The organism is Pantoea sp. USMM079 (assembly GCF_037153115.1).
Classification (GTDB): domain Bacteria; phylum Pseudomonadota; class Gammaproteobacteria; order Enterobacterales; family Enterobacteriaceae; genus Pantoea; species Pantoea communis.
The window spans coordinates 60,743-82,710 of record NZ_JBBCKX010000016.1; the positions used below are offsets into that span (position 1 = coordinate 60,743).

General features: G+C 52.2%; 24 protein-coding genes and 1 other RNA gene. 13 read left to right on the forward strand and 12 right to left on the reverse strand.

Features of this window, described 5'->3' with window-relative positions; all coding sequences use genetic code 11:
• Nucleotides 1-172 precede the first annotated feature (172 nt).
• From rseC to rpoE, 4 genes are read right to left on the reverse strand one after another with little or no spacing between them, the layout of a single operon-like run.
• Nucleotides 173-637, reverse strand: a complete 465-nt coding sequence (rseC, locus tag WFP70_RS18515; RefSeq protein ID WP_058959162.1) for a SoxR-reducing system protein RseC — start codon at nt 635-637, stop codon at nt 173-175.
• A complete protein-coding gene (gene rseB, locus WFP70_RS18520; protein WP_034825608.1) occupies nt 634-1,590 on the reverse strand; it encodes a sigma-E factor regulatory protein RseB in 957 nt (318 codons plus the stop codon). The genes rseC and rseB overlap by 4 nt, the downstream gene beginning before the upstream one ends.
• The gene (rseA, locus tag WFP70_RS18525; protein WP_337024019.1) at nt 1,590-2,249 is read right to left on the reverse strand and encodes an anti-sigma-E factor RseA; all 660 of its coding nucleotides are present in this window, start codon (nt 2,247-2,249) and stop codon (nt 1,590-1,592) included. Before rseA ends, rseB begins: the two co-directional genes overlap by 1 nt.
• A gap of 27 nt (nt 2,250-2,276) precedes the next feature.
• Nucleotides 2,277-2,855 carry an RNA polymerase sigma factor RpoE gene (rpoE, locus tag WFP70_RS18530; RefSeq protein ID WP_038645348.1) on the reverse strand — a complete coding sequence of 193 codons (579 nt, stop codon included), beginning with the start codon at nt 2,853-2,855 and terminating at the stop codon, nt 2,277-2,279.
• A gap of 442 nt (nt 2,856-3,297) precedes the next feature.
• On the opposite strand from rpoE, the gene nadB reads away from it, so the two are divergent.
• Nucleotides 3,298-4,917: an L-aspartate oxidase gene (nadB, locus tag WFP70_RS18535; protein WP_166936240.1), complete on the forward strand. Its 1,620-nt coding sequence runs from the start codon at nt 3,298-3,300 to the stop codon at nt 4,915-4,917.
• On the opposite strand, the gene trmN is transcribed toward nadB, so the two are convergent.
• On the reverse strand, nt 4,902-5,651 hold the full coding sequence (trmN, locus tag WFP70_RS18540) for a tRNA(1)(Val) (adenine(37)-N(6))-methyltransferase TrmN (RefSeq protein WP_058959164.1): 750 nt from the start codon (nt 5,649-5,651) through the stop codon (nt 4,902-4,904). The genes nadB and trmN overlap by 16 nt on opposite strands.
• Nucleotides 5,652-5,788: 137 nt before the next feature.
• On the opposite strand from trmN, the gene srmB reads away from it, so the two are divergent.
• Nucleotides 5,789-7,117 carry an ATP-dependent RNA helicase SrmB gene (gene srmB, locus WFP70_RS18545; RefSeq protein ID WP_034825597.1) on the forward strand — a complete coding sequence of 443 codons (1,329 nt, stop codon included), beginning with the start codon at nt 5,789-5,791 and terminating at the stop codon, nt 7,115-7,117.
• Between the two features lie 197 nt (nt 7,118-7,314).
• Here the strand turns inward: srmB and grcA are convergent, their stop codons facing one another.
• Complete coding sequence (gene grcA / locus WFP70_RS18550; protein ID WP_038645342.1) at nt 7,315-7,698, reverse strand: autonomous glycyl radical cofactor GrcA; 384 nt, start codon at nt 7,696-7,698, stop codon at nt 7,315-7,317.
• Between the two features lie 264 nt (nt 7,699-7,962).
• On the opposite strand from grcA, the gene ung reads away from it, so the two are divergent.
• Entirely contained in the window at nt 7,963-8,640 is a 678-nt protein-coding gene (gene ung, locus WFP70_RS18555; RefSeq protein WP_160869443.1) for a uracil-DNA glycosylase, read from the forward strand.
• A gap of 49 nt (nt 8,641-8,689) precedes the next feature.
• Here ung and grpE read toward each other — a convergent pair whose 3' ends face one another.
• Entirely contained in the window at nt 8,690-9,268 is a 579-nt protein-coding gene (grpE, locus tag WFP70_RS18560) for a nucleotide exchange factor GrpE (RefSeq protein WP_034825591.1), read from the reverse strand.
• A gap of 122 nt (nt 9,269-9,390) precedes the next feature.
• Here grpE and nadK point away from each other — a divergent pair, with 122 nt between their 5' ends.
• The 3 genes from nadK (at nt 9,391) to bamE (ending at nt 12,548) form a co-directional block, all read left to right on the forward strand.
• On the forward strand, nt 9,391-10,269 hold the full coding sequence (nadK, locus tag WFP70_RS18565; RefSeq protein ID WP_034825588.1) for an NAD(+) kinase: 879 nt from the start codon (nt 9,391-9,393) through the stop codon (nt 10,267-10,269).
• A gap of 85 nt (nt 10,270-10,354) precedes the next feature.
• Nucleotides 10,355-12,016, forward strand: a complete 1,662-nt coding sequence (gene recN / locus WFP70_RS18570) for a DNA repair protein RecN (RefSeq protein WP_337024018.1) — start codon at nt 10,355-10,357, stop codon at nt 12,014-12,016.
• Between the two features lie 184 nt (nt 12,017-12,200).
• The gene (gene bamE / locus WFP70_RS18575; protein WP_034825584.1) at nt 12,201-12,548 is read left to right on the forward strand and encodes an outer membrane protein assembly factor BamE; all 348 of its coding nucleotides are present in this window, start codon (nt 12,201-12,203) and stop codon (nt 12,546-12,548) included.
• A gap of 53 nt (nt 12,549-12,601) precedes the next feature.
• Here bamE and WFP70_RS18580 read toward each other — a convergent pair whose 3' ends face one another.
• Together WFP70_RS18580 and WFP70_RS18585 are read right to left on the reverse strand one after the other, a co-directional pair.
• Nucleotides 12,602-12,892 carry an RnfH family protein gene (locus tag WFP70_RS18580; RefSeq protein WP_200577615.1) on the reverse strand — a complete coding sequence of 97 codons (291 nt, stop codon included), beginning with the start codon at nt 12,890-12,892 and terminating at the stop codon, nt 12,602-12,604.
• Nucleotides 12,885-13,319, reverse strand: a complete 435-nt coding sequence (locus tag WFP70_RS18585) for a type II toxin-antitoxin system RatA family toxin (RefSeq protein WP_034825580.1) — start codon at nt 13,317-13,319, stop codon at nt 12,885-12,887. Before WFP70_RS18585 ends, WFP70_RS18580 begins: the two co-directional genes overlap by 8 nt.
• A gap of 158 nt (nt 13,320-13,477) precedes the next feature.
• On the opposite strand from WFP70_RS18585, the gene smpB reads away from it, so the two are divergent.
• From smpB to WFP70_RS18610, 5 genes are all read left to right on the forward strand, one after another.
• Nucleotides 13,478-13,960, forward strand: a complete 483-nt coding sequence (gene smpB, locus WFP70_RS18590) for an SsrA-binding protein SmpB (RefSeq protein WP_337024017.1) — start codon at nt 13,478-13,480, stop codon at nt 13,958-13,960.
• A 44-nt stretch (nt 13,961-14,004) separates the two neighbouring features.
• Nucleotides 14,005-14,366: a transfer-messenger RNA gene (gene ssrA / locus WFP70_RS18595) on the forward strand.
• 78 nt (nt 14,367-14,444) lie between these two features.
• Complete coding sequence (locus tag WFP70_RS18600; protein ID WP_337024016.1) at nt 14,445-15,047, forward strand: RNase A-like domain-containing protein; 603 nt, start codon at nt 14,445-14,447, stop codon at nt 15,045-15,047.
• An 8-nt stretch (nt 15,048-15,055) separates the two neighbouring features.
• Nucleotides 15,056-15,352 carry a contact-dependent growth inhibition system immunity protein gene (locus tag WFP70_RS18605; protein WP_337024015.1) on the forward strand — a complete coding sequence of 99 codons (297 nt, stop codon included), beginning with the start codon at nt 15,056-15,058 and terminating at the stop codon, nt 15,350-15,352.
• A 115-nt stretch (nt 15,353-15,467) separates the two neighbouring features.
• Complete coding sequence (locus WFP70_RS18610) at nt 15,468-16,322, forward strand: PA4780 family RIO1-like protein kinase (RefSeq protein WP_337024014.1); 855 nt, start codon at nt 15,468-15,470, stop codon at nt 16,320-16,322.
• 90 nt (nt 16,323-16,412) lie between these two features.
• On the opposite strand, the gene WFP70_RS18615 is transcribed toward WFP70_RS18610, so the two are convergent.
• Nucleotides 16,413-16,763, reverse strand: coding sequence for an NIPSNAP family protein (locus WFP70_RS18615; RefSeq protein WP_160834643.1), 351 nt, complete (start codon nt 16,761-16,763; stop codon nt 16,413-16,415).
• A gap of 286 nt (nt 16,764-17,049) precedes the next feature.
• Between WFP70_RS18615 and WFP70_RS18620 the strand changes: the two genes are divergently transcribed.
• Both WFP70_RS18620 and WFP70_RS18625 read left to right on the forward strand, forming a co-directional pair.
• Nucleotides 17,050-17,406 (forward strand): hypothetical protein, encoded by a 357-nt coding sequence (locus WFP70_RS18620; RefSeq protein ID WP_337024013.1) that lies wholly within the window; start codon nt 17,050-17,052, stop codon nt 17,404-17,406.
• Nucleotides 17,407-17,522: 116 nt separating this feature from the next.
• Nucleotides 17,523-18,179 carry an epoxyqueuosine reductase QueH gene (locus WFP70_RS18625; RefSeq protein ID WP_034825520.1) on the forward strand — a complete coding sequence of 219 codons (657 nt, stop codon included), beginning with the start codon at nt 17,523-17,525 and terminating at the stop codon, nt 18,177-18,179.
• Nucleotides 18,180-18,218: 39 nt separating this feature from the next.
• Here WFP70_RS18625 and WFP70_RS18630 read toward each other — a convergent pair whose 3' ends face one another.
• Complete coding sequence (locus WFP70_RS18630) at nt 18,219-18,896, reverse strand: SDR family oxidoreductase (RefSeq protein WP_337024012.1); 678 nt, start codon at nt 18,894-18,896, stop codon at nt 18,219-18,221.
• Nucleotides 18,897-19,055: 159 nt separating this feature from the next.
• Nucleotides 19,056-21,779: a magnesium-translocating P-type ATPase gene (gene mgtA / locus WFP70_RS18635; RefSeq protein WP_337024011.1), complete on the reverse strand. Its 2,724-nt coding sequence runs from the start codon at nt 21,777-21,779 to the stop codon at nt 19,056-19,058.
• Nucleotides 21,780-21,968 lie beyond the last annotated feature (189 nt).

Here is a 21,968-nt window from a genome sequence, read left to right on the forward strand (position 1 = left end):
AGACACATTCAGGAAAGTGAGCTTTACCCGGAATCCTGTCAGCCTCATTAATGACGACGCATATTACACTGTTAACGCCGCGCGTTAAAGAATGGAACTGTGGGGAATCGCAACAGATTTCAGCGGGTAAGCCTAAATGAAAAAGCCGCGCATTGCGCGGCCCTGGCAGGGATCAACCTTCATTTTCTACGCGCATGGCATCGGGCGGTAACGCAACGCTGAGGATGATCGGCTGAAAGGCTTCCCGATGACCGAACACGCTGGAAACCCCTTTAGCCACAATAAAGCCACCGATGCCGCCTAACAGTGCACCGCAGGCCGCCGCCAGATCGCTGTGGAACAGCATCTGAAACAGACCTGCGACTAAAAACAGGCCAAACAGCGGCGTCATGTAAACCAGCAGCGCTGAACCCAGCAGACTGCTTTCACGGATACCCAATTCAATGCGCTGTCCGGGCTGTAAAGGCTCCGGGCTGGCAATGGTCATGACATGAGCATTTTTCGGCCCAAGTTGATTGAGCGCGTGGCTGCCGCAGCCTTTGCGGGCTGAACAGCTGTTACAGGAGGTTTTCGCTTCCGAGTGCAGCGTGGCAATGCCTTTTTCCCACGCCACCACGGTGGCCCATTCTCTCATCATTTTTGTGCACCTGAATCTATGCTGTCCGCGATACGTTTGGCCGTTGCAGGCGGTAATTCGCCCACCACGGTGATTTCACGATTATCGCGCACTTCTGTCTGCACCGTACGACGCCCAGTGCGCAATGACTGCGGCACACTGCTTTTATCGGCAGGCGTAATGTTGATAGCAAAGCTAAATAAGCCATCGCTGTACAGACGGGATTCTACGGTTTTATTCATGGCTGGCATATCGCGGCGACTCTGCGAAATCAGTGTCATACCCGCTGGCAACCAGCCTGGCTGCCAGCTGAGCTGCACTTTATCGCCCGCCGGTAATGACAGCGTGGGCGGCAGATTGGCTTTTTCCAGCCCCTGCATCAGATTACGCACGCCTTCATCCACCGCAAAGCTGATGACACGGAACTGCTCCAGCGTTTCACCATCACGATCCAGCAAATCAATGCGTAGCGGCAATTTAGTATCAACATCCAGCCACACGACATAGCTGTAGCGCGTGCCATCACGCGACACGATGCGCACCACTTCGCACATTTGATCGGCCATACGTGAACGTCCTACCGGAATAAAATCGTAGGCATCACCAAGGCGGGAGAAATCAGCAAACATCAATGCAGGCAGCGCATCAATAATGTGATTGCCCGGTAGTGAGAAAGGATCAAGTCCAGGCTCGAAGTAGCTGATGTCATTGCCACGTTGAATCACTTCACGACGCGGCCCATCCATCTGCAACAGTTGGGCAAAGATACGATTATCGATAACTGCATGACGATAGCGCAGAGATTCAATGCCAAGACGAGAGACATTGATGTAGGCGAATTCGTAGTTGAGGTTCTGGCTTGCCTGCTCCATCTGCTGTAACAACGCCCCGGAAGCAGATGTCTGCGCCGGGGCGGTGGAGGACCAAAGCAGGCTGCCTGCCAGCAGGCTAACGGCACACCAAAGTTGCTTCATTACTGCTGTTGAGTTCCTAACGACTGATTTCCGGGAACGTTAGCTTGCGCCTGCTGAGGATCATTCTTTTCATCGAACTGGACCTGATCAGCATGCAGACGGCGTTGCAGTTCATAGTCCTGCAGCATGGCATTCACACGACGACGCTGTTCCTGTACCTGCTGGTTAGAGCTATTGGTGTCAAACGCGTCAGAAGGGACGCCAAGACTGACAGGAGAAGCTTTACCCATCATCGGCAGCGTATTAAACGCTGGAGAATCTGAGGTTTCCGTTGCACTGCTGCCAGGCTGAGTATTGTAGTGCTGAACACCCACAATCACGGCCAGCGAGACACAGGCAGCCACACCAATCTGCGCCAGTTGTGCAGTCCAGGTGCCGCCACGACGCCAGAACGGCATTTTCTCCCAGCGTGATGGCTCAGGCTGCGCTTCAGTAATCAGCGGAGTCACTTTACGCAATGGCTCATTTTCAATGGCCGCTGCTACGCGTGCGGAGATATCAAAATGCAGCACTTCACCGACATCACCTCGTAAGGTGTCGCGGATTAGATGGTAGCTCTCCCAGCTTTTTTGAAGATCTGCATCCTTCGACAACGACGCCAGCAGCTCGTTATCGAGAGTTTCACCATCCATTAAAGCGGAAAGTTTTTCTTTCTGCATGCTTTGGTACCCTTCCAGTAGCCGTTATCACTGACGTTGGATAAGCGGTTGAACTTTATTATCAATGGCCTCTCGGGCACGGAAGATACGCGAACGAACCGTACCCACCGGGCAATCCATAATGGCGGCAATCTCTTCGTAACTTAAACCATCCAACTCCCTGAGGGTGATGGCCATACGCAGATCTTCGGGAAGCGCCTCAATGGTCCGAAAAACAATTTGTTTCAGTTCCTCTGACAACATTAAGTTCTCAGGGTTCGAAATTTCTTTTAATGCTCCCGCACTTTCGAAATTTTCTGCATCGATAGCATCCACATCGCTGGATGGCGGACGACGCCCCTGAGCCACTAAATAGTTTTTTGCTGTATTCACCGCAATGCGGTACAGCCATGTATAAAAGGCGCTATCGCCACGGAAAGATTCCAGTGCGCGATACGCTTTAATAAAGGATTCCTGAACCACATCAGGCACATCGCCTGAAGGGACATAACGTGAAACCAGGCTCGCCACTTTATGCTGGTATCGAATCACCAGTAAATTAAATGACTTTTGATCTCCCTTCTGAACCCGCTCAACGAGAACCTGATCCGTTAACTGCTCGCTCATCCGAGGTAATGTCTCCCCAAATCTCTTTTTATGCGTAAGTGAACTGCCAGCACATCTCATTGTTCTGAGCAAGCATGCGCTTAGAGTCATATGTTGGCCTGAAGTTCACCACGACCAGATATTTTCCGTATCGGAACCACGACATCATTGTTGTTGATTGTCTTTCAGTGTAGCGACTGGCTACGCCGTTGGCGTCATTTGCGGCACCGATAATCGCTGGGAGAGTACCCTATGACGCCCTAATTTTCACCTTTATTACCTGAATTTTCAGAGTGTTTGGTATAAAAAACACGATGTGCTTATTTTCGGACATAACTTACTGATATCGCGTGATTATGTCGCCGCTCTGGATAATTTTACCGCGTAATTTGTTCAAAATACTTCACAGGACCGGCTTCCAGGCTTATGCTCGGGAAACCTTTTGTTTAGTAAATTAAACACCATGACATCGAATCCTGATTACCAATGTGATGTGTTAATTGTGGGTAGCGGTGCTGCAGGCCTCTCTCTGGCACTGCGACTGGCACCCTATTACCAGGTGACCGTGTTAAGCAAAGCACAGGTGAACGAAGGTTCGACGCTGTATGCCCAGGGCGGTATCGCCGCGGTGTTTGATGAAACAGACAGCATTGAATCTCACGTCGAAGACACATTAATTGCCGGTGCAGGCTTGTGTGAGCGCGAAACCGTTAGCTTCATCGCCAGCAATGCGCGCCATTGCGTGCAGTGGTTGATTGATAACGGCGTGGCCTTCGACAAGGAACCACAAGGTGACGGCGAAGCGCGTTACCATCTGACGCGCGAAGGTGGTCACAGCCATCGTCGAATCCTGCACAGCGCCGATGCCACTGGCCGCGCGGTGGAAACCACGCTGGTGAGCCAGGCGCTAAGCCATCCCAACATCCGTATTATTGAACGCACTAACGCCGTTGATTTAATTCTTTCCGACAAACTGGGGCTGCCGGGCAAGCGTCGGGTGGTGGGCGCGTGGATCTGGAACCGCAATCGCGAACAGGTGGAAACCTGTCGTGCTCGTGCGGTGGTACTGGCCACTGGCGGTGCAGCAAAAGTGTATCAGTACACCACCAACCCGGATGTGGCCTCTGGCGATGGTATTGCGATGGCATGGCGTGCTGGCTGCCGTGTCGCCAATCTGGAATTCAATCAGTTCCACCCCACCTGTTTATTCCATCCTCAGGCACAGAACTTTTTGCTCACGGAAGCGTTGCGCGGCGAAGGCGCATGGTTGCTGCGCCCGGATGGTACCCGTTTTATGCCTGATTTTGACGAGCGCGCTGAACTGGCCCCGCGCGATATCGTGGCGCGCGCTATCGATCATGAAATGAAACGTCTGGGTGTCGATTGCATGTATCTGGATATCAGCCATCAGCCAGAGAGTTTTGTCCGCGCGCACTTCCCGATGATCTACGAGAAATTGCTGACCTTCGGACTGGACCTGACCAAACAGCCCATTCCCATCGTACCTGCCGCCCACTACACCTGCGGCGGCGTGATGGTGGATCAGCAGGGCCGCACCGATGTTGATGGGCTGTATGCCATTGGTGAGGTGAGCTATACCGGCCTGCACGGCGCCAATCGTATGGCATCGAATTCTTTGCTGGAGTGTCTGGTGTATGGCTGGTCTGCGGCAGAAGACATGATTCGCCGCTTGCCGGATGTTGCCGCCGTCGAGCAACTGCCGGCCTGGGATGAAAGCCGGGTCGATGACGCGGACGAACGCGTAGTGATTCAGCACAACTGGCATGAACTGCGCCTGTTCATGTGGGATTACATGGGAATTGTGCGCACCACCAAAAGGCTTGAGCGCGCACTGCGCAGAATTAATTTACTACAGCAGGAGATCGATGAGTATTACGCGCATTTCCGCCTCTCCAATAACCTGCTGGAGTTACGCAATCTGGTACAGGTGGCGGAGTTGATGGTGCGCTGTGCGCTGGAACGCAAAGAGAGCCGCGGCCTGCACTATACGCCTGATTATCCCGATCAACTCCCGGAAGCTTTACCGACTCAACTCCAGCCAGAGCATTATCGGAACAGATAGAAATCACTCACCAGACTCAGCCAGTCAGCCGAATAGCTCTTATCTTCATCACGAATGGCGAGACGTTCCAGCAACGTTTCGCCTGCCGTGGGCGAGAAACCTAACACCAGACGATTCGGCGGACGATGCGCGTAAGCCGCCACGTCGTAGCGATACCGCAGATGCCAGCCTTCAGCCAGCGCCAGTGGAATAAGATTTTCTCCCGCATCTTCGGGCAGCACCACGCAAAAAATCCCCTCTTCTTCAATTAGCTGAGCGGCACAACGCAATAGCGTGGGATGATCCAGGGTGGTGGTACTGCGCGCGCTATCACGCTCTGCGCTGGCTGACGCCGTTCCCGGCGCAAAAAAAGGCGGATTGCTGACGATCAGGGAGTAGCGTTTTTCCGATTGCTCGCTCCAGCTGACGATGTCCTGTTGATGTACAGTGATGCGATCGGCCCAGGGAGAAGCCTGCACGTTTTCCTCAGCCTGGCTAGCCGCACTGGCTTCCAGCTCGACGGCATCCAGCATCACCTGTTGTGGCGTACGCTGTGCCAGCATCAGCGCAATCAATCCGCTGCCGCAGCCAATATCCAGAATTCGTCGCGCGCCTGCCACTGGCGCCCAGGCACCCAGTAACACGCCATCGGTGCCGACTTTCATCGCGCAGCGGTCATGCGCCACGAAAAATTGCTTAAAGGTAAAACCATCTTTTCTTAACATTGCCCGCGTCTGCGGCTGGTCCTGAGACATACTTCACTACCGTTGAATTATCTACTGCGGGGAGTGTAACGTGGTCGTGAGGGGAATTCACCTTCACCTGCTGCACACAAACAGATGAAGATTATGTCTGTTCTGTCTATAATCAGCGCCCCAAACTGAGGTAGACCATGACCGTAACCACATTCTCCGAACTCGAACTCGACGAAAGCCTGCTGCAAGCGCTGCAGGAAAAAGGCTTCACGCGCCCCACTGCCATTCAGGCTGAGACCATTCCTGCCGCGCTGGAAGGCCGTGACGTTCTGGGTTCGGCGCCAACCGGAACGGGGAAAACCGCTGCTTTTCTGCTGCCCGCTTTACAGCATCTGCTCGACTTCCCACGCAAAAAATCGGGCCCGCCACGTATTTTGATCCTCACGCCAACCCGCGAACTGGCGATGCAGGTTGCCGATCACGCACGTGAGTTGGCTAAACACACGCACCTGGATATCGCTACCATCACCGGTGGTGTGGCTTATATGAACCACGCCGAAGTGTTCAGCGAAAACCAGGACATCGTGGTGGCCACCACCGGTCGCCTGCTGCAGTACATCAAAGAAGAAAACTTTGACTGCCGCGCAGTAGAAACGCTGATTCTGGATGAAGCCGACCGCATGGTCGACATGGGCTTCGCGCAGGATATTGAAACCATCGCTGCGGAAACCCGCTGGCGCAAACAGACGCTGCTGTTCTCCGCCACGCTGGAAGGCGAGAACATCAAAGATTTTGCCGAGCGTCTGCTGAACGATCCGGTATCAATTGAAGCGGATCCCAGCAAAAGCGAACGCAAGAAGATTCAACAGTGGTTTTATCGTGCTGACAACCTTGAGCACAAAACCAAGCTGCTGGTGCACCTGTTAAAACAGCCTGAAGCCAAGCGCGTGGTGGTGTTTGTGCGTAAGCGTGAGCGCCTGCATGAGCTGGTGACCTGGCTGCACGAAGCCGGCATTCGTACCAGCTATCTTGAAGGTGAGATGGTGCAGGTAAACCGCAATGAAGCGATTAAGCGTATCAATGAAAATCGCGTCAATGTAATGATTGCGACGGATGTTGCGGCACGCGGTATCGACATTGATGACGTTACTCACGTCATCAACTATGACCTGCCTCTTACTGCCGATATCTACTTACACCGCATTGGTCGTACTGCGCGTGCTGGCCGTAAAGGCACGGCGATTTCGTTGGTTGAGGCACATGATCATGTGCTGCTGGGTAAAATTACCCGCTATATCAACGAGCCGATCAAAGCGCGCATCATTGAAGAACTGCGCCCGGAATCACGTGCACCGAGTGCTAAAGTCACGGGTAAACCATCGAAAAAAGCCCTTGCGAAGCGTAAAGAGCGCAAAGAGAAAGAAGCTGAAAAACCGCGTGTTAAACAACGTCATCGTGACACCAAAAATGTCGGTAAACGTCGTAAGGCAAGCGGCAGCAGCACACCAGAGAGCGGTGCAGAATAAATCAGCACGCACTCAATAAAGCGCCTCGGATGAGGCGTTTTTTTTATCTTTAGCCTGCCAAAATAACGCTTCGGTTATATTTTTGCTGTGAATCCCCTTTCCGGCATTCCCTTTTAGGATCGATAAAGACAAAAAAGCCGCACCAAAGAGTATCGGCGCGGCCTGTATTGCTGTGTGACTTTTCGTCAGCCGATCAATTACAGACTTTCAGTGAAAGTACGGGTAATCACATCGCGCTGCTGTTCAGGGGTAAGCGCATTAAAGCGCACCGCATAACCAGACACACGAATGGTCAGCTGCGGATATTTTTCCGGATGCTTAACCGCATCTTCTAAGGTTTCGCGGCGCAGCACGTTGACGTTCAGGTGCTGGCCCCCTTCAATACGCACCTCGGGTTTCTGCTCCAGCGGGATTTCACGGTAAGCAATGTCGCCCAGATCGCTGATCGCAACGATCTGATCTTCCGTGAAATCGCCTTTTGCACACAGGCAGCGAGCTTCCGCTTTCTCATCATCCAGCAACCAGAATGAGTTCAGCAGTTGTGGGTTATTGGCCTGAGTAATTTGAATACCGGTAATCATAGTGACCTCCAGGGCTTTAGTGCGCGATGTTTCCTATCACGCGGTGTATCCATTGATCTGACACATTGATATACCACTGAGGATTTGCCGCCGTTTTGACCTGTATCAATTATGCTGGCAAGCGAAGTGCGCTTTATCGCTAACACATTGATTTACAACCATTACGTATGAAAACTTTTTCTGTATTTTTTCAAATTATTTTTACCCTTCTGCTGCCGTGTCCGACACGTTAAGCTAGGCGCAAAATTTTGCAGGGAGTTAACGATGGCTGAGAAGCTGACCTGGCACGACGTGCTGGCTGAAGAGAAAGAAAAACCTTACTTCGTCGAAACCTTAAAAGCGGTAGCTAACGAACGTGCCGCAGGTGTGACCGTATATCCGCCGCAAAAAGACGTGTTCAATGCCTTCCGTCTGACGGAACTGGGCGACATTAAGGTGGTGATTCTGGGCCAGGATCCCTATCACGGCCCGAATCAGGCGCACGGTCTGGCGTTCTCCGTGCTTCCCGGCGTGCCCACGCCTCCTTCACTGCTGAATATGTACAAAGAATTGGAGCAGGATATTGCGGGCTTTACGCGCCCACAGCACGGCTTCCTCGAAAGCTGGGCCACACAAGGTGTGATGCTGCTGAACACGGTGCTCACGGTAGAAGCCAGTAAAGCGCATTCCCACGCGCGATTCGGCTGGGAAACCTTTACGGACAATGTGATAAGCGCGATCAATCAACATCGTGAAGGCGTGATTTTCCTGCTGTGGGGTTCGCATGCGCAGAAGAAAGGCAGCATTATCGATACGCAACGTCACCATGTTTTGAAAGCGCCGCATCCCTCACCGCTTTCCGCCCATCGCGGCTTTTTTGGCAGTAAGCACTTCTCGCAGGCGAACGCGCTGTTAATCCAGTCGGGCCAGACGCCCATCGACTGGATGCCTGTCCTGCCTTAGAAATAAAAACGGCCGCAATCAGCGGCCGTTTTTGTATTCAGCAGGGTAATCAGCCCTTGGCTTTGGTTACTGCCACCATCGCTGGGCGCAACAGGCGACCATTGAGGGTATAACCACGCTGCATCACCATCAGTACATGGTTCGGTGCCATGTCTTCTGATTCAATCATCGACATCGCCTGATGCACATCCGGGTTGAATGGCACGTTGGTTTCCCCGACCACTTCAACACCATACTTACGCACGGCACCCAGCAGGGATTTCAGCGTTAGTTCGATGCCTTCAATCATCGAAGCCAGTTCGGTGTTCTCTTTATCAGCCACTTCCAGCGCGCGCTCGAGGCTATCAATCACTGGCAGCAGTTCGTTGGCAAATTTTTCCAGCGCAAACTTGTGCGCTTTTTCCACATCCATTTCGGCACGGCGACGGATGTTCTCAATCTCCGCCTGAGCGCGCAGCTGTGCTTCACGCACGCCACCTTGCGACTGGGCTAATTCCGCTTCCAGTTGCGCGATACGCTCATCACGCGGATCCACCTCAGTTGCCGTCTCTGCGTCCACGTGCTGCTGATCCTGTTGAATTTCGTCTGAGACTTGCTCGTTAGGGGTGTTCTGTTCTTTACTACTCATGAATTTCTCCGCGTTTTGCACATTCATCTCGCTGGTTGGCTTATTATGGGGATCAGTTTGACGGTTTCAAGTGAACCCATCACATTGCCTGGCCGTTTTGGCTTATGAGGAACACGCGCTAAATGAACAAACACTTTAACTGCATTGGGATTGTCGGCCATCCGCGCCATCCTACTGCGTTAACCACCCATGAAATGCTCTGGCGCTGGCTGACAGCAAAAGGCTATGAGGTGATCGTCGAGCAGCAGATTGCGCGCGAACTGAACCTGAAAGATGTGGAAACCGGCAGCCTGGCGGAAATCGGCCAACGTGCAGATTTAGCCGTGGTAGTGGGCGGTGATGGCAATATGCTGGGCGCCGCACGCGTGCTGGCACGTTATGACATCAAAGTGATTGGGATTAACCGCGGTAATCTCGGTTTTCTCACCGATCTCGATCCCGATAACGCACAGCAACAGCTGGATGATGTGCTGCAAGGCGAATACTTTGTCGAAAGCCGTTTCCTGCTGGAGGCGCAGGTGTGCAAAGAAGCGTGCTCACCGCGGATTGGAAGTGCCATTAATGAAGTGGTGCTGCATCCAGGAAAAGTGGCACACATGATTGAATTCGAGGTGTATATCGATGAAGTTTTTGCCTTTTCCCAGCGTTCGGATGGCTTAATCATCTCGACGCCCACCGGTTCTACCGCCTATTCCCTCTCAGCGGGCGGCCCGATTCTGACGCCATCACTGGATGCCATCGCCATTGTGCCCATGTTCCCGCACACACTTTCTGCCCGCCCGCTGGTGATCAACAGCAGCAGCACCATTCGACTGCGTTTCTCATCTCTGCGTAGCGACCTGGAGATCAGCTGCGATAGCCAGATTGCGTTACCTATCCAGGAAGGAGAAGATGTGTTGATTCGCCGCAGCGCGCATCATCTCAACCTAATCCATCCTAAAAATTACAATTATTTTAATACGTTAAGCTCAAAACTGGGCTGGTCAAAAAAATTGTTCTGAAAATCACCGCCAGCCACTTTACTGTATAAAAAACCAGTTTATACTGTATGAAAAACCATATCTGTTTTTACATACAGGTGATTTCATGCTGGCACAACTGACCATCAGTAACTTTGCTATCGTTCGTGAACTGGAGATCGACTTTCATCGTGGGATGACAGCGATCACGGGGGAAACCGGCGCAGGTAAATCCATCGCAATTGATGCGCTGGGCCTGTGCCTGGGCGGCCGCTCTGAAGCAGATATGGTGCGTCAGGGTGCCAGTCGTGCCGATATCTGCGCGCGTTTCCAGCTCAAAGCCTCACCTTCTGCACAGCGCTGGCTGATGGAGAATCAGCTCGATGAAGGTAACGAATGCCTGCTGCGCCGCGTGATCAGTGCCGATGGCCGCTCTCGTGGCTTCATCAATGGCACTTCGGTGCCGCTGTCACAACTGCGTGAACTCGGACAGCTGCTGATTCAAATTCACGGCCAGCATGCGCACCAGCTGCTGCTCAAGCCAGACCACCAAAAACATCTGCTGGATGCTTATGCGGCTCATGATGACCTGCTTGATGAGATGCGTCAGCACTACCAGCGCTGGCATCAAAGCTGTCGTGCGCTGGCTCAGCATCAGCAGCTGTCACAGGAGCGTGAAGCACGCCGTGAACTGCTGCAATATCAGCTGAAAGAACTTAATGAGTTTGCCCCGCAGCCGGGCGAATTTGAGCAGATTGATGAAGAGTACAAACGCCTCGCCAACAGCGGCCAACTGCTCTCTACGAGTCAGCAGGCACTGCAAATTCTCGCCGATAGCGATGACACTAACCTGCAAAGCTTGCTGTATAGCGCGCGCAATTTGCTCGGCGAATTAGTATCGCTGGATGACAAAGTGAGCAGCGTGTTCAATTTGCTGGAAGAGGCAGCGATTCAACTGAGCGAAGCCAGCGACGAACTGCGCCACTATTGTGAACGTCTGGATCTCGATCCCAATCGTCTGCATGAACTGGAACAACGTTTGTCACGCCAGATTGCCCTCTCACGTAAACATCACGTGTCACCTGAAACCTTGCCGGTGCTGTATCAGCAGTTGCTGGACGAAGCAGAACAACTGTCGCAGCAAGAGAGCGACCAGGAAACATTACAAAACGAAGTGGGTTCACACCATCTGGCGGCTGTGGCCTGCGCGGAAAAACTGCATCAGTTGCGTGAGCAGGCAGCGCATGAACTCAGCCAGCTGATCACCCAGAGCATGCGTACCCTGTCGATGCCGCACGGTCAATTTGCCATTGAACTGGAGTTCAAAGCCGATCAACTCACGGCAGATGGTGCTACACGCATTGATTTCCGAGTGACCACCAACCCTGGCCAGCCGTTGCAACCACTCGGCAAAGTGGCATCAGGGGGTGAGCTGTCGCGTATTGCGCTGGCGATTCAGGTGATCACCGCACAGAAAATGGAAACGCCGGCCATGATCTTCGATGAAGTGGATGTCGGTATCAGCGGCCCAACGGCAGCGGTGGTCGGTCAGATGCTGCGTCAACTGGGCGAATCTACCCAGGTGATGTGTGTGACGCACTTGCCGCAGGTTGCCGGTTGTGGACATCAGCACTTCTACGTCAGCAAAGAGACCGATGGCGAGATGACCGAAACCCATATGCAGCCGCTGGATAAACGAGCCCGCCTGCAGGAACTGGCACGTTTGTTAGGCGGTAGCGAAGTCACGCGCAACACGCTGGCTAACGCAAAAGAACTTTTAGCAGCCTGATTCCGCACTTTTTTCTGGCCTGGTGGTCATATGCTTGCTCTGTAGAGGTTTCCAATAGGACAAAGGTTTATTATCATCGGCAGTTATATCGCCATAATAAAGCCTGCCGTAAGCAGAGTTCAGAATTTGATGGCAACAAAACAGCCTGACAAAAGGCGTTTGGCCCCAGAAAAGGAATGTATAGATGCGCTGTAAAACGCTGACTGCCGCGGCAGTGGTAATGTTGATGATGACCGCCGGATGTTCCACCCTTGAGCGCGTTGTATATCGTCCGGATATCAATCAGGGGAATTACCTGGTCGCCAACGATGTTTCGAAGATTCACACCGGCATGACGCAGCAGCAGGTTGCCTACACTCTCGGCACACCGATGATGCATGATCCGTTTGGCAGCAATGTCTGGTATTACGTGTTCCGTCAGGAACCAGGCCATGAAGGCGTGAAGCAGCAAACCCTGACGCTGACCTTTGACAGCAACGGTACGCTGACCAATATCGATAACAAACCGAAACTCACTGGCAAAGAAGGCTAAGTGAGCGGCAACAAAAAAGGCGCTTAAGCGCCTTTTTTGTGTCTGCGATTCCGCTATTTGTTGCTCGCCGAGCGTTCTGCTCGCTGGCGACGCATCTCTTTGGGATCCGCAATCAATGGGCGGTAAATCTCCACACGATCGCCATCCTGAACCGCATCACCCAACTTTACTGGCCGGCTGAAAATACCCACCTTGTTGCTGGAAAGGTCGATGTCTTTGCGCAGTGATAACAAGCCCGAGGCTTTAATCGCCTGCTCTACGGTCGCACCCTCTTCCAGGGTTACCGAACGCAAATACTGCTTTTCAGGCAGCGCATAAACGATCTCAACGGTGATATCAGGCACGATAAACCTCTTTCGCGCGCTGACTGAACGCTTGCACCATGCTATTCGCTAATTCTTTGAAGATACGACCAAAGGCCATTTCAACCAGCATGTTGGTGAATTCGAAGTCGAGACTCAGCTCCACTTTGCAGGCATCATCACCCAGAGACGTGAAGTGCCATCCACCGGTCAGCTTGCGGAACGGACCATCAACCAGCTGCATTAAAATGCTCTGATTGCTGATCAGGGTATTACGTGTGGTAAAGGTTTTACTGATGCCCGCTTTCGAGACATCTACCGCTGCCGTCATCTGATTTCCGCTGTTATCCAGCACGCGGCTGCCGGTGCAGCCCGGAAGAAACTGAGGATAAGCGTCCACATCATTCACGAGCTGATACATCTGCTCAGCGCTATAGGGGACCAACGCCGAACGGCTAATCTGGGCCATAATGGTTCCTGTTCATCACAAAACCGTTGAATAATACCATTTTCGGACACCAAACAAAATTCACGGGTTTGCCAGCTGTGCTAAAATAGTGTGTTTTTTACCGCCCCCAGGACAGGGGGATGCGCCCACAGACTGAGTGATGTAGACTACGCCGCACTATGACAAAGAAAAAAGCTAACAAACCCGGTTCAGCCACTATTGCCCTCAACAAACGCGCTCGCCACGAATACTTCATTGAAGAAGAGTTCGAAGCGGGGATGTCGCTACAGGGATGGGAAGTTAAATCACTCCGCGCCGGTAAAGCCAATATCAGCGACAGCTACATTTTGCTGCGCGATGGCGAAGCCTATCTGTTCGGTTCTACTTTCCAGCCGCTGGCGGTTGCCTCTACGCACGTGGTGTGTGACCCCACGCGTAGCCGCAAGCTGTTGCTTAAGCAGCGCGAACTCGATTCGCTTTACGGTCGTGTCAACCGCGAAGGTTTCACGGTGGTTGCACTATCGATGTACTGGAAAAACGCCTGGGCCAAGCTGAAGATCGGTGTGGCGCGCGGTAAGAAAGAACACGACAAGCGTAACGATGTGAAAGATCGCGAATGGCAGATGGATAAAGCACGTATTATGAAGAATTCAAAGCGTTAAGCACTGGATTCATCCGTCACTATTCTGTAGTATAAGAAGTTCTTGGGGCTGATTCTGGACTCGACGGGATTGTGAAGCCTTAGGTGCATGTCGAGGGGCGGTTTGCCTCGTTAAAAGCCGCAAAAAAATAGTCGCAAACGACGAAAACTACGCTTTAGCAGCTTAATAACCTGCCAAGAGCCCTCTCTCCCTAGCTTCCGCTCTTAAGACGGGGATCAAGAGAGGTCAAACCCAAAAGAGATCGTGTGGATGCCTTGCCTGGGGTTGAAGCACTAAATCTAATCAGGCTAGTTTGTCAGTGGCGTGTCTGTCCGCAGCTGGCCGGCGAATGTAAAGACTGACTAAGCATGTAGTACCGACGGTGTAGTAATTTCGGACGCGGGTTCAACTCCCGCCAGCTCCACCAAAATTCTTTCGCGGCGATACCAGAATCGTCCGCTGAAGTCCTGAAAGCCCGCACGGCGCAAGCCTTGCGGGCTTTTTTATGCCCAGTATTCATGCTGCCGCTAATCAGATTATCGTGGGCAGAAATACCCGAACGGCAACGTACAAAGCAGCTGAAGCAATTGCAAAATCCTTTGGCGCGGATGACGAAACTGCGATGAAAATCGGCCTGACTGTCGACATCGCTGTTCCACCAGGATTTGCATTTGGTATTGGTGCAACCCGGATAGCATCGGTGAGAGCGGGTCGCATCAAACTGATTGAGCATGAATCGATGACGGGTTTAAAACCCGGAGGGCATACGCTTTCCACACACGTTGGCAAAAGCGATGCAGAGTTGTTATCCCGTTTTGAAACCAATAAGCGTTTAACGTTCTCTACCACCTTTACTAACCTGCAGATTGCTGAGGAAGCAATATCGAGAGCGCTTTTTGCTAATAGAGCCGTCATAAAGTCTGTTCTCTCAGGTGGTAAGAAAGGTGTCAGATTGACTATTCGTAATGCAGCAGGGAAAACTATTGGCTACGGCTTCAAACGAGGAGACAGCCAGCGGACAGCCATGACAAATGTGAGAGTGGTCATTGAATTTCAACAATTTAATGGGAAACCCTACTACATTCTTACCGCGTTCCCGTCTCTTTAAGGTGCAAAATGCAAAATTTCCATTTTCTTGATCAACTGATTTTCGGTTATTTCAACCAGGATGCCGACATCATTAATGATGGTGAAGACACAGTTGAAGGCATAGTCAGGCTCTTCAAAAAAACAGCCCCAGATTGGATGCTCAAAGATCTCGTCGAAGAAGTCGATGATTTTATCTCCGCCTATGATAATGGCGTAGAGGAGGAGTTCAAGCGACGCTATGAGTTTGATTTCTCGCCTGAGCTTTGGGACACCACCGCGCGTGAATTCCTGATAACAGTACGTCAAATCTCGCTTGAGAAATGAGAGTTATGGTGATACTGAATCCATCCCCTGCTCATAATGCCATGCGTCTGGCTTTTCTTATGTTAAGCCCCATGTTCTTAATGCGTGAGTCCCCTGAAATGCGGTATAAAGCCGCATGAAAATTCCAAACCGAATCCAACCGCTGGTCGATGACGGCCTGATCGATAACGTGCTTCAGCGCTTGAAGAGCGGCAAAGAAGCTGACGTTTACACTGTCATGTGCGGCGGCAAAGTCCAGTGCGCTAAAGTCTACAAAGAAGCTTCTCAGCGCAGCTTTAAGCAGGCCGTGCAATACCAGGAGGGGCGCAAAGTTCGCAACTCCCGCAGTGCGCGTGCAATGCAAAAAGGCTCCAAATTCGGACGCAAGCAGCAAGAGGAAGTCTGGCATACTGCAGAAGTCGATGCGCTGTTCCGCCTGGCCAAAGCCGGCGTTCGCGTGCCTGAACCCTATATGTGCCTCGACGGTGTACTGTTGATGGAGCTGGTCACTGATGCAGATGGCGCAGTAGCACCACGTCTGAGCGATGTGATTTTGTCGCAAGAGGAAGCTCTGACTGATTTCGCCACCATGATTCGCAATATCGTACGCATGTTGTGTGCCGGCATTGTGCATGGCGATCTGTCAGAGTTTAACGTGTTGCAAGATGAGCATGGCCCAGTGATCATCGACCTGCCTCAAGCGGTGGATGCTTCAGCAAACAATCACGCCGAATCAATGTTTGAGCGCGATGTGAATAATATCACCGAATATTACGGTCAGTTTGCCCCACAGATTTTAGAAACGCGTTATGCGAAAGAAATCTGGCAGCTATTTGAAGACGGCAAGTTAACGCCTGAAACCGTTTTAACCGGTCTGTTTGTGGAAGAAGTTCATGCTGTAGATATGGACTCCCTGCTGGATGAAATCATTTCTGCGGAAGATGAGTATTACAATCGCCAGCGAGCGGCTAAAGAGCGGGATGAAGAATAGTCAGCCAGCCTGATTCGCTGGCTTTAAGTTATAGTAAAACCACTCTTCAAATTTCACCTGCTAAACAGATACATGTGCAGCCCGTCACTCTCATTGCCAGGCTAAAAAGCTGTTTCTCATCTCATCAATTGCGCTGGGTGAAAGCAGCAGCACAGATTTAAGACTCACCTCAATACGTTCAATGATGGCTTCTCTCGGCCCTGAACGCCACGCCTCGCTGGCATAAAATGCTTCCAGAACATCGTGCATTTCCTCTTCATTTTCAAATGCTCGAAGAAGAAAATAGCTATCAGCATCATGGAGAGAACAACCGTAAGCGACGACATCAATTCCCTGCTCGACGTGCAGAGGAACACTGATATCTCGCATGATTCGATGGAAGGTTCTGCCTGTATCTGTTTTCAACCGATATTGCAGGATTTCAACAACTCTACTTTTCATCTCTCATCCTTAAGACATTTTTTGTGGTTATGGCGGCACTAAAATTACCCTTTACCAGAAAAAGATACAGTGTCAGATCCACTAAAGCTGAGGCGACTCACAACTTTCATCGGCTTGCCTGAAGTGCCTTCAGGCTGAGCACATAGCAGCATGGCTTAAAATGCTCATTTCTCGCACCGGGCAAACCCGATGATTCAATTAAGGTTATTCCTGGAGCCAATTCTGGCTGAGCGTGCCATTGTTAACTACGCTCATAACTCATAGAGCGATTGATGAGGGAATATTCATGAAAAAGACAATTATTGCTGTATCTGCCCTGCTGCTGGCTTCTTCGGCTTTTGCCGCTACCACACATGCAACTGACGACACCGTCGCGAACGCACAAGCGGGCGCAAACACCGCCAAAGAGAAGCTGCATCAGGCGCAGCATCAGGGCGAAGAGCAGAAGCTGAAAGCCAAACATGCTGTTGAAGGTAAGAGCGACAGCACCAGCAGCAAAGTGAGCGAAGGCGCACAGAAAGGCTGGAACAAAACCAAAGAAGGCTCTGAAAAAGGGTGGGATGCCACCAAAGAAGGTGCGACTAAAGGCTGGAATAAAACCAAAGAAGGTGCCAGCGATCTGAAGAAGAAAGTGACTGAATAAGTTCTTCTGACAGAATCCCGAAAGGCCGCGATTGCGGCCTTTTTCGTTTTTGCCGCTTTGCGTCCGGCTCGATATCGACTTACACTTCGCTCAACACTCATTAACCATTTTTTCTTATGTCTGACACCTTCAAACGCCAGCCCTTGCCTTTACCCAACGGTCACAACAAAGTGCTGTTGCACTCCTGCTGCGCACCCTGCTCGGGTGAGGTGATGGAAGCGATGCTGGCTTCCGGAATCGATTACACCATCTTCTTTTACAACCCAAACATTCATCCGCTGAAAGAGTACGAGCTGCGCAAAGAAGAAAATATCCGCTTTGCTGAGCAGTTCGGTGTGCCTTTCGTGGATGCCGATTACGATAAAGATAACTGGTTTGATCGGGCGCGCGGCATGGAGTGGGAACCGGAGCGTGGCGTACGCTGCACCATGTGTTTCGACATGCGCTTTGAACGTACTGCGCTGTATGCACATGAAAATGGCTTCCCGGTGATCACCAGTTCGTTGGGTATTTCGCGCTGGAAGGACATGAAGCAGATTAATGACTGCGGTGTGCGTGCAGCAGCGCACTATCCTGACATGCTGTATTGGGAGTTTAACTGGCGTAAAGGCGGTGGATCATCACGCATGATTGAGATCAGCAAGCGCGAGCGTTTCTATCAGCAGGAGTACTGCGGCTGCATCTACTCGCTGCGCGACAGCAATCGCCATCGCGTGGCCAGCGGGCGCGAACGTATTGAGATTGGTGTGCAGTACTACCAGCCAGACGAATAAGGCTATCACCTGCTGGCATCGGTCAGCAGGCGCTTACTATCACCAGGCTAATTGCCTGCCGCTGTAATCGACGTAATGATGTCCGCCCTGACCGGAAAAACGGTTCAGTTGCGCCACTAATCCCTGAGCACTTTCCACCGCAGTAATATCCGCATCATCACCGCCCATATCGGTTTTCACCCAGCCCGGATGCAGTGACAGCAAGGTTGTTCCACGCTGCTCCATCTGCTGAAGCAGCGCACGGCTCAGCATATTCAGCGCCACCTTACTGGCAGAGTAATACGGACGAATCGCCTCGGCATTCTCCGTCAGGCTGCCGAGACGCGATGTCGTGATGCCAAGCACACCCTGCTTTTCCGTCAGCAGCGGTAACAGACCTTCCGCCATGCGCACGGGCGCAATGCTATTGGTCATAAACAGCTGCATCAATTCATCATCGGAAGTGGCGATCAGCTCCATTGAATCCGGGCCGAGAATCCCGGCATTGATCAGCGCGCGGTCAAATTGCTCACCTTTGAGCTGCTGAAGTAATTGCTCACGCTGTGTGGCAACGGTGATATCCAGCGGCAGCCAGCGCAGTTTTTCATGCTGATAGGAAACGGCAGTGCTGCGATAAGTGGCCGTGACGTCCCAGCCATCGGCCAGCAGTTGCTGCACCACCGCCAGTCCAATCCCCTTTGAAGCACCGATAATTAACGCGCGTTTTGTTTGGCTCATTTGTCCCTTCCCGCAGTTAAAAGGCAAAAAGGGCAGGATAACCTGCCCTTGGTTTGACTAACGAAACACCAACGTTAGCACAACAATCACCACCATCATTATCAGCAGATGGCACACCACCTTATTAAGATTTCGATTCCGCATAGCGCCTCCATATGATTAGAACCACTGGCCGAAGCGTTTGATGTAGAGCATTTTCATACCCTGTGCGACCACGCAGTAACCTAACAAGGTCGCGACCAGCCATGGGAAGTAAGCCCAAGGCAACGGGGTCAATCCCACCATGTGTCCCAACGGGGAGAATGGCAGCAGAATGCCTGCAATCATCACACACGCCGTAGTCAGCATCACCGGCAGTGCAGCACGGCTTTGAATGAACGGAATTTTCTGGGTGCGCAGCATATGCACTACCAACGTCTGCGACAGCAACCCTTCTACAAACCAACCGGACTGGAACAGTGACTGCATTTCCGGCGTGTTGGCGGCAAACACGTACCACATCACAGCAAAAGTCGTGATATCAAAGATTGATGATGTAGGCCCAATCCACAGCATAAAGCGTTTGATATTACGCGCGTCCCATTTGCGCGGTTTGCGCAGGAACTCACGGTCCATTTTGTCCCATGGCAGCGCCAGCTGAGACAGGTCATACATCAGGTTCTGAATCAGCAAATGAATCGCCAGCATTGGCAGGAACGGAATAAAGGCGCTCGCCACCAGCACAGAGAACACGTTGCCAAAGTTGGAACTGGCGGTCATGTTCAGATACTTGATGATGTTGCCGAAGGTTTCGCGTCCTTTCATCACCCCCTCTTCCAGCACCATCAGATCTTTTTCCAGCAGGATGATGTCAGAAGACTCTTTGGCGATGTCTGCTGCACTATCCACTGAAATCCCGACATCGGCATCACGCAGGGCTGGCGCATCGTTAATTCCGTCACCGAGGAAACCGACGGTGTGTCCTTGCTGCTGCAATGCACGCAAGATGCGAGATTTCTGCAGCGGCGTCAGTTTGGCAAACACCGCGCTGTGCGCTGCCGCCTCTGCCAGTTGCTCATCGCTCATCATCGCGATCTGATCGCCAGTCACGATATCGCCACTGTCGATACCGACTTGCTGGCAAATACGTGCGGTGACCACCGGGTTGTCGCCGGTCAGCACTTTGACGCTGACGCCGTTTTCACGCAGCGCGTTAATGGCTTTGGCGGCACTCTCTTTAGGTGGATCGAGGAAAGTGAGCAACCCTTCCACGGTTAACCCTTGTTCATCCGCCACACTCAATGCCTGCTGCAAGCCCGGCTCTTCCAGTACACGACTCGCCACCAGCAATACACGGAAACCTTGCTCGTTGTACTGATGTGCCAGAGCTAACAATTCTGCACGGCGTTTTTCATCCAGCGGCTGAACCAGTTTTCCTTCACGCTCAGCCGTAGCGATGCTCAGCATCTCTTCTACCGCGCCTTTACAGATCAGCATCTGTTGATTGAGGCGGCGATCGCGCACCACCACCGACACGCGACGACGCACGAAATCAAACGGCAGCTCATCCACTTTGGCGTAATAGTCGCCCATGTCCGCCGTTACACGATCCTTGCCGTAGCGCAGAATCGCACGATCCATCAGATTCGGCGTGCTGCTCTGATAGTGGCTGTTGAGCCAGCTCAGCATCAGTACGCGAGAGTTTTCCACCCCGGCGCAATCCAGATGATGCTCAAGAATGATGTTGTCCTGGGTCAGCGTGCCGGTTTTATCGGTACACAGGATGTCCATCGCGCCGAGGTTTTGAATCGCGTTCAGCCGTTTCACAATAACTTTGCGGCGTGACATGGCAATCGCGCCTTTCGCCAGATTCGAGCTGACAATCATCGGCAGCATTTCCGGCGTCAGACCCACCGCTACCGCCAGCGCAAACAGCGAGGCATCCAGCCAGTCGCCTTTGGTTAGCCCGTTAATCAGCAGCACCACCGGTACCATCACCAGCATGAAGCGGATCAGCAGCCAGCTGACGCTGTTCACACCGCGATCAAAAGCAGTTTGCGAGCGATTACCGACAATCGATTTCGCCAGGCTGCCAAAGTAGGTTTCGCCGCCGGTTGCCACTACCACCGCTTTGGCGCTGCCGCTGGAGACGTTGGTGCCCATCAGACACACGCTACCGAGTTCCAGCAGTGAAGCCCCGTGATCGCTCGCTCCCGCGCCTTTGCTGGTGACGTGGCCCGTGACGTCATATTTCTCCACCGGCAGTGATTCACCGGTCAGGATCGCCTGGCTGATAAACAGGTCACGCGAATCCAGCAAACGTACGTCGGCAGGCACCAGATCGCCAGCCGATAGATAGATAATGTCGCCGGGGACTAAAGTGGCAATATCCACTTCCTGTCTAGCCGGGGGCTGTTGGGCAGATTCCCGACGCAGTACGGTAGCGGTAGTGCGCACCATGGATTTCAACGCCTGCGCGGCTTTATTGGTGCGGAACTCCTGCCAGAAGCGCAGCAAACCGCTGAGCGTTACCATCGTCACAATGATGATGACACCGGTCAGGTCGGTCTCCTCGCCTTTACGTAATGGCAGCAGGTAGTCAGTGAAAAAACTCACCGCTGCCAGCGCCATTAATACGTAGATGAAGGGGTTATTGAATGCCTGGATCAGCTGAATCAGCGCGTGCGGCGCTTTATCATGCGCCACCTGATTGCGGCCATAGACTTCCAGACGCGCTTCGGCTTCGCGTTCGCTCAGGCCCAGCGCATCACTGCGCAGGCGAACCAGGGTTTCATCGGCGGTGAAACCGGCTTCATCTTCAATCAGATAGCGCGGCGTTTTCTGACGCTGCGGGCGGGCGTTGCTCCAGGATTTTTTTTCCTGGTTGAGTTTCATGTCAGTCATGATGACATTCCTCTATTTTCTACGGCAATAAAAGTCCCTGTGCATGGAGCACATAGTTCGGGATAAATTAAATTAACGACGCTGCGTTAGATGATTAAAAATAACCTATCGGGAATTTCCATATGACCTCCCGTAAATAAAAGACGAAGAAATTCGCTCGTTAAAATAACGAGAAATAGCGATGACGAT

Coding starts and splice junctions, on each gene's coding strand:
- rseC (WP_058959162.1), bottom strand. CDS start 637: ATGATGAGAGAATGGGCCACCGTGGTGGCGTGGGAAAAAGGCATTGCC.
- rseB (WP_034825608.1), bottom strand. CDS start 1,590: ATGAAGCAACTTTGGTGTGCCGTTAGCCTGCTGGCAGGCAGCCTGCTT.
- rseA (WP_337024019.1), bottom strand. CDS start 2,249: ATGCAGAAAGAAAAACTTTCCGCTTTAATGGATGGTGAAACTCTCGAT.
- rpoE (WP_038645348.1), bottom strand. CDS start 2,855: ATGAGCGAGCAGTTAACGGATCAGGTTCTCGTTGAGCGGGTTCAGAAG.
- nadB (WP_166936240.1), top strand. CDS start 3,298: ATGACATCGAATCCTGATTACCAATGTGATGTGTTAATTGTGGGTAGC.
- trmN (WP_058959164.1), bottom strand. CDS start 5,651: ATGTCTCAGGACCAGCCGCAGACGCGGGCAATGTTAAGAAAAGATGGT.
- srmB (WP_034825597.1), top strand. CDS start 5,789: ATGACCGTAACCACATTCTCCGAACTCGAACTCGACGAAAGCCTGCTG.
- grcA (WP_038645342.1), bottom strand. CDS start 7,698: ATGATTACCGGTATTCAAATTACTCAGGCCAATAACCCACAACTGCTG.
- ung (WP_160869443.1), top strand. CDS start 7,963: ATGGCTGAGAAGCTGACCTGGCACGACGTGCTGGCTGAAGAGAAAGAA.
- grpE (WP_034825591.1), bottom strand. CDS start 9,268: ATGAGTAGTAAAGAACAGAACACCCCTAACGAGCAAGTCTCAGACGAA.
- nadK (WP_034825588.1), top strand. CDS start 9,391: ATGAACAAACACTTTAACTGCATTGGGATTGTCGGCCATCCGCGCCAT.
- recN (WP_337024018.1), top strand. CDS start 10,355: ATGCTGGCACAACTGACCATCAGTAACTTTGCTATCGTTCGTGAACTG.
- bamE (WP_034825584.1), top strand. CDS start 12,201: ATGCGCTGTAAAACGCTGACTGCCGCGGCAGTGGTAATGTTGATGATG.
- WFP70_RS18585 (WP_034825580.1), bottom strand. CDS start 13,319: ATGGCCCAGATTAGCCGTTCGGCGTTGGTCCCCTATAGCGCTGAGCAG.
- smpB (WP_337024017.1), top strand. CDS start 13,478: ATGACAAAGAAAAAAGCTAACAAACCCGGTTCAGCCACTATTGCCCTC.
- WFP70_RS18600 (WP_337024016.1), top strand. CDS start 14,445: ATGCCCAGTATTCATGCTGCCGCTAATCAGATTATCGTGGGCAGAAAT.
- WFP70_RS18605 (WP_337024015.1), top strand. CDS start 15,056: ATGCAAAATTTCCATTTTCTTGATCAACTGATTTTCGGTTATTTCAAC.
- WFP70_RS18610 (WP_337024014.1), top strand. CDS start 15,468: ATGAAAATTCCAAACCGAATCCAACCGCTGGTCGATGACGGCCTGATC.
- WFP70_RS18615 (WP_160834643.1), bottom strand. CDS start 16,763: ATGAAAAGTAGAGTTGTTGAAATCCTGCAATATCGGTTGAAAACAGAT.
- WFP70_RS18620 (WP_337024013.1), top strand. CDS start 17,050: ATGAAAAAGACAATTATTGCTGTATCTGCCCTGCTGCTGGCTTCTTCG.
- WFP70_RS18625 (WP_034825520.1), top strand. CDS start 17,523: ATGTCTGACACCTTCAAACGCCAGCCCTTGCCTTTACCCAACGGTCAC.
- WFP70_RS18630 (WP_337024012.1), bottom strand. CDS start 18,896: ATGAGCCAAACAAAACGCGCGTTAATTATCGGTGCTTCAAAGGGGATT.
- mgtA (WP_337024011.1), bottom strand. CDS start 21,779: ATGACTGACATGAAACTCAACCAGGAAAAAAAATCCTGGAGCAACGCC.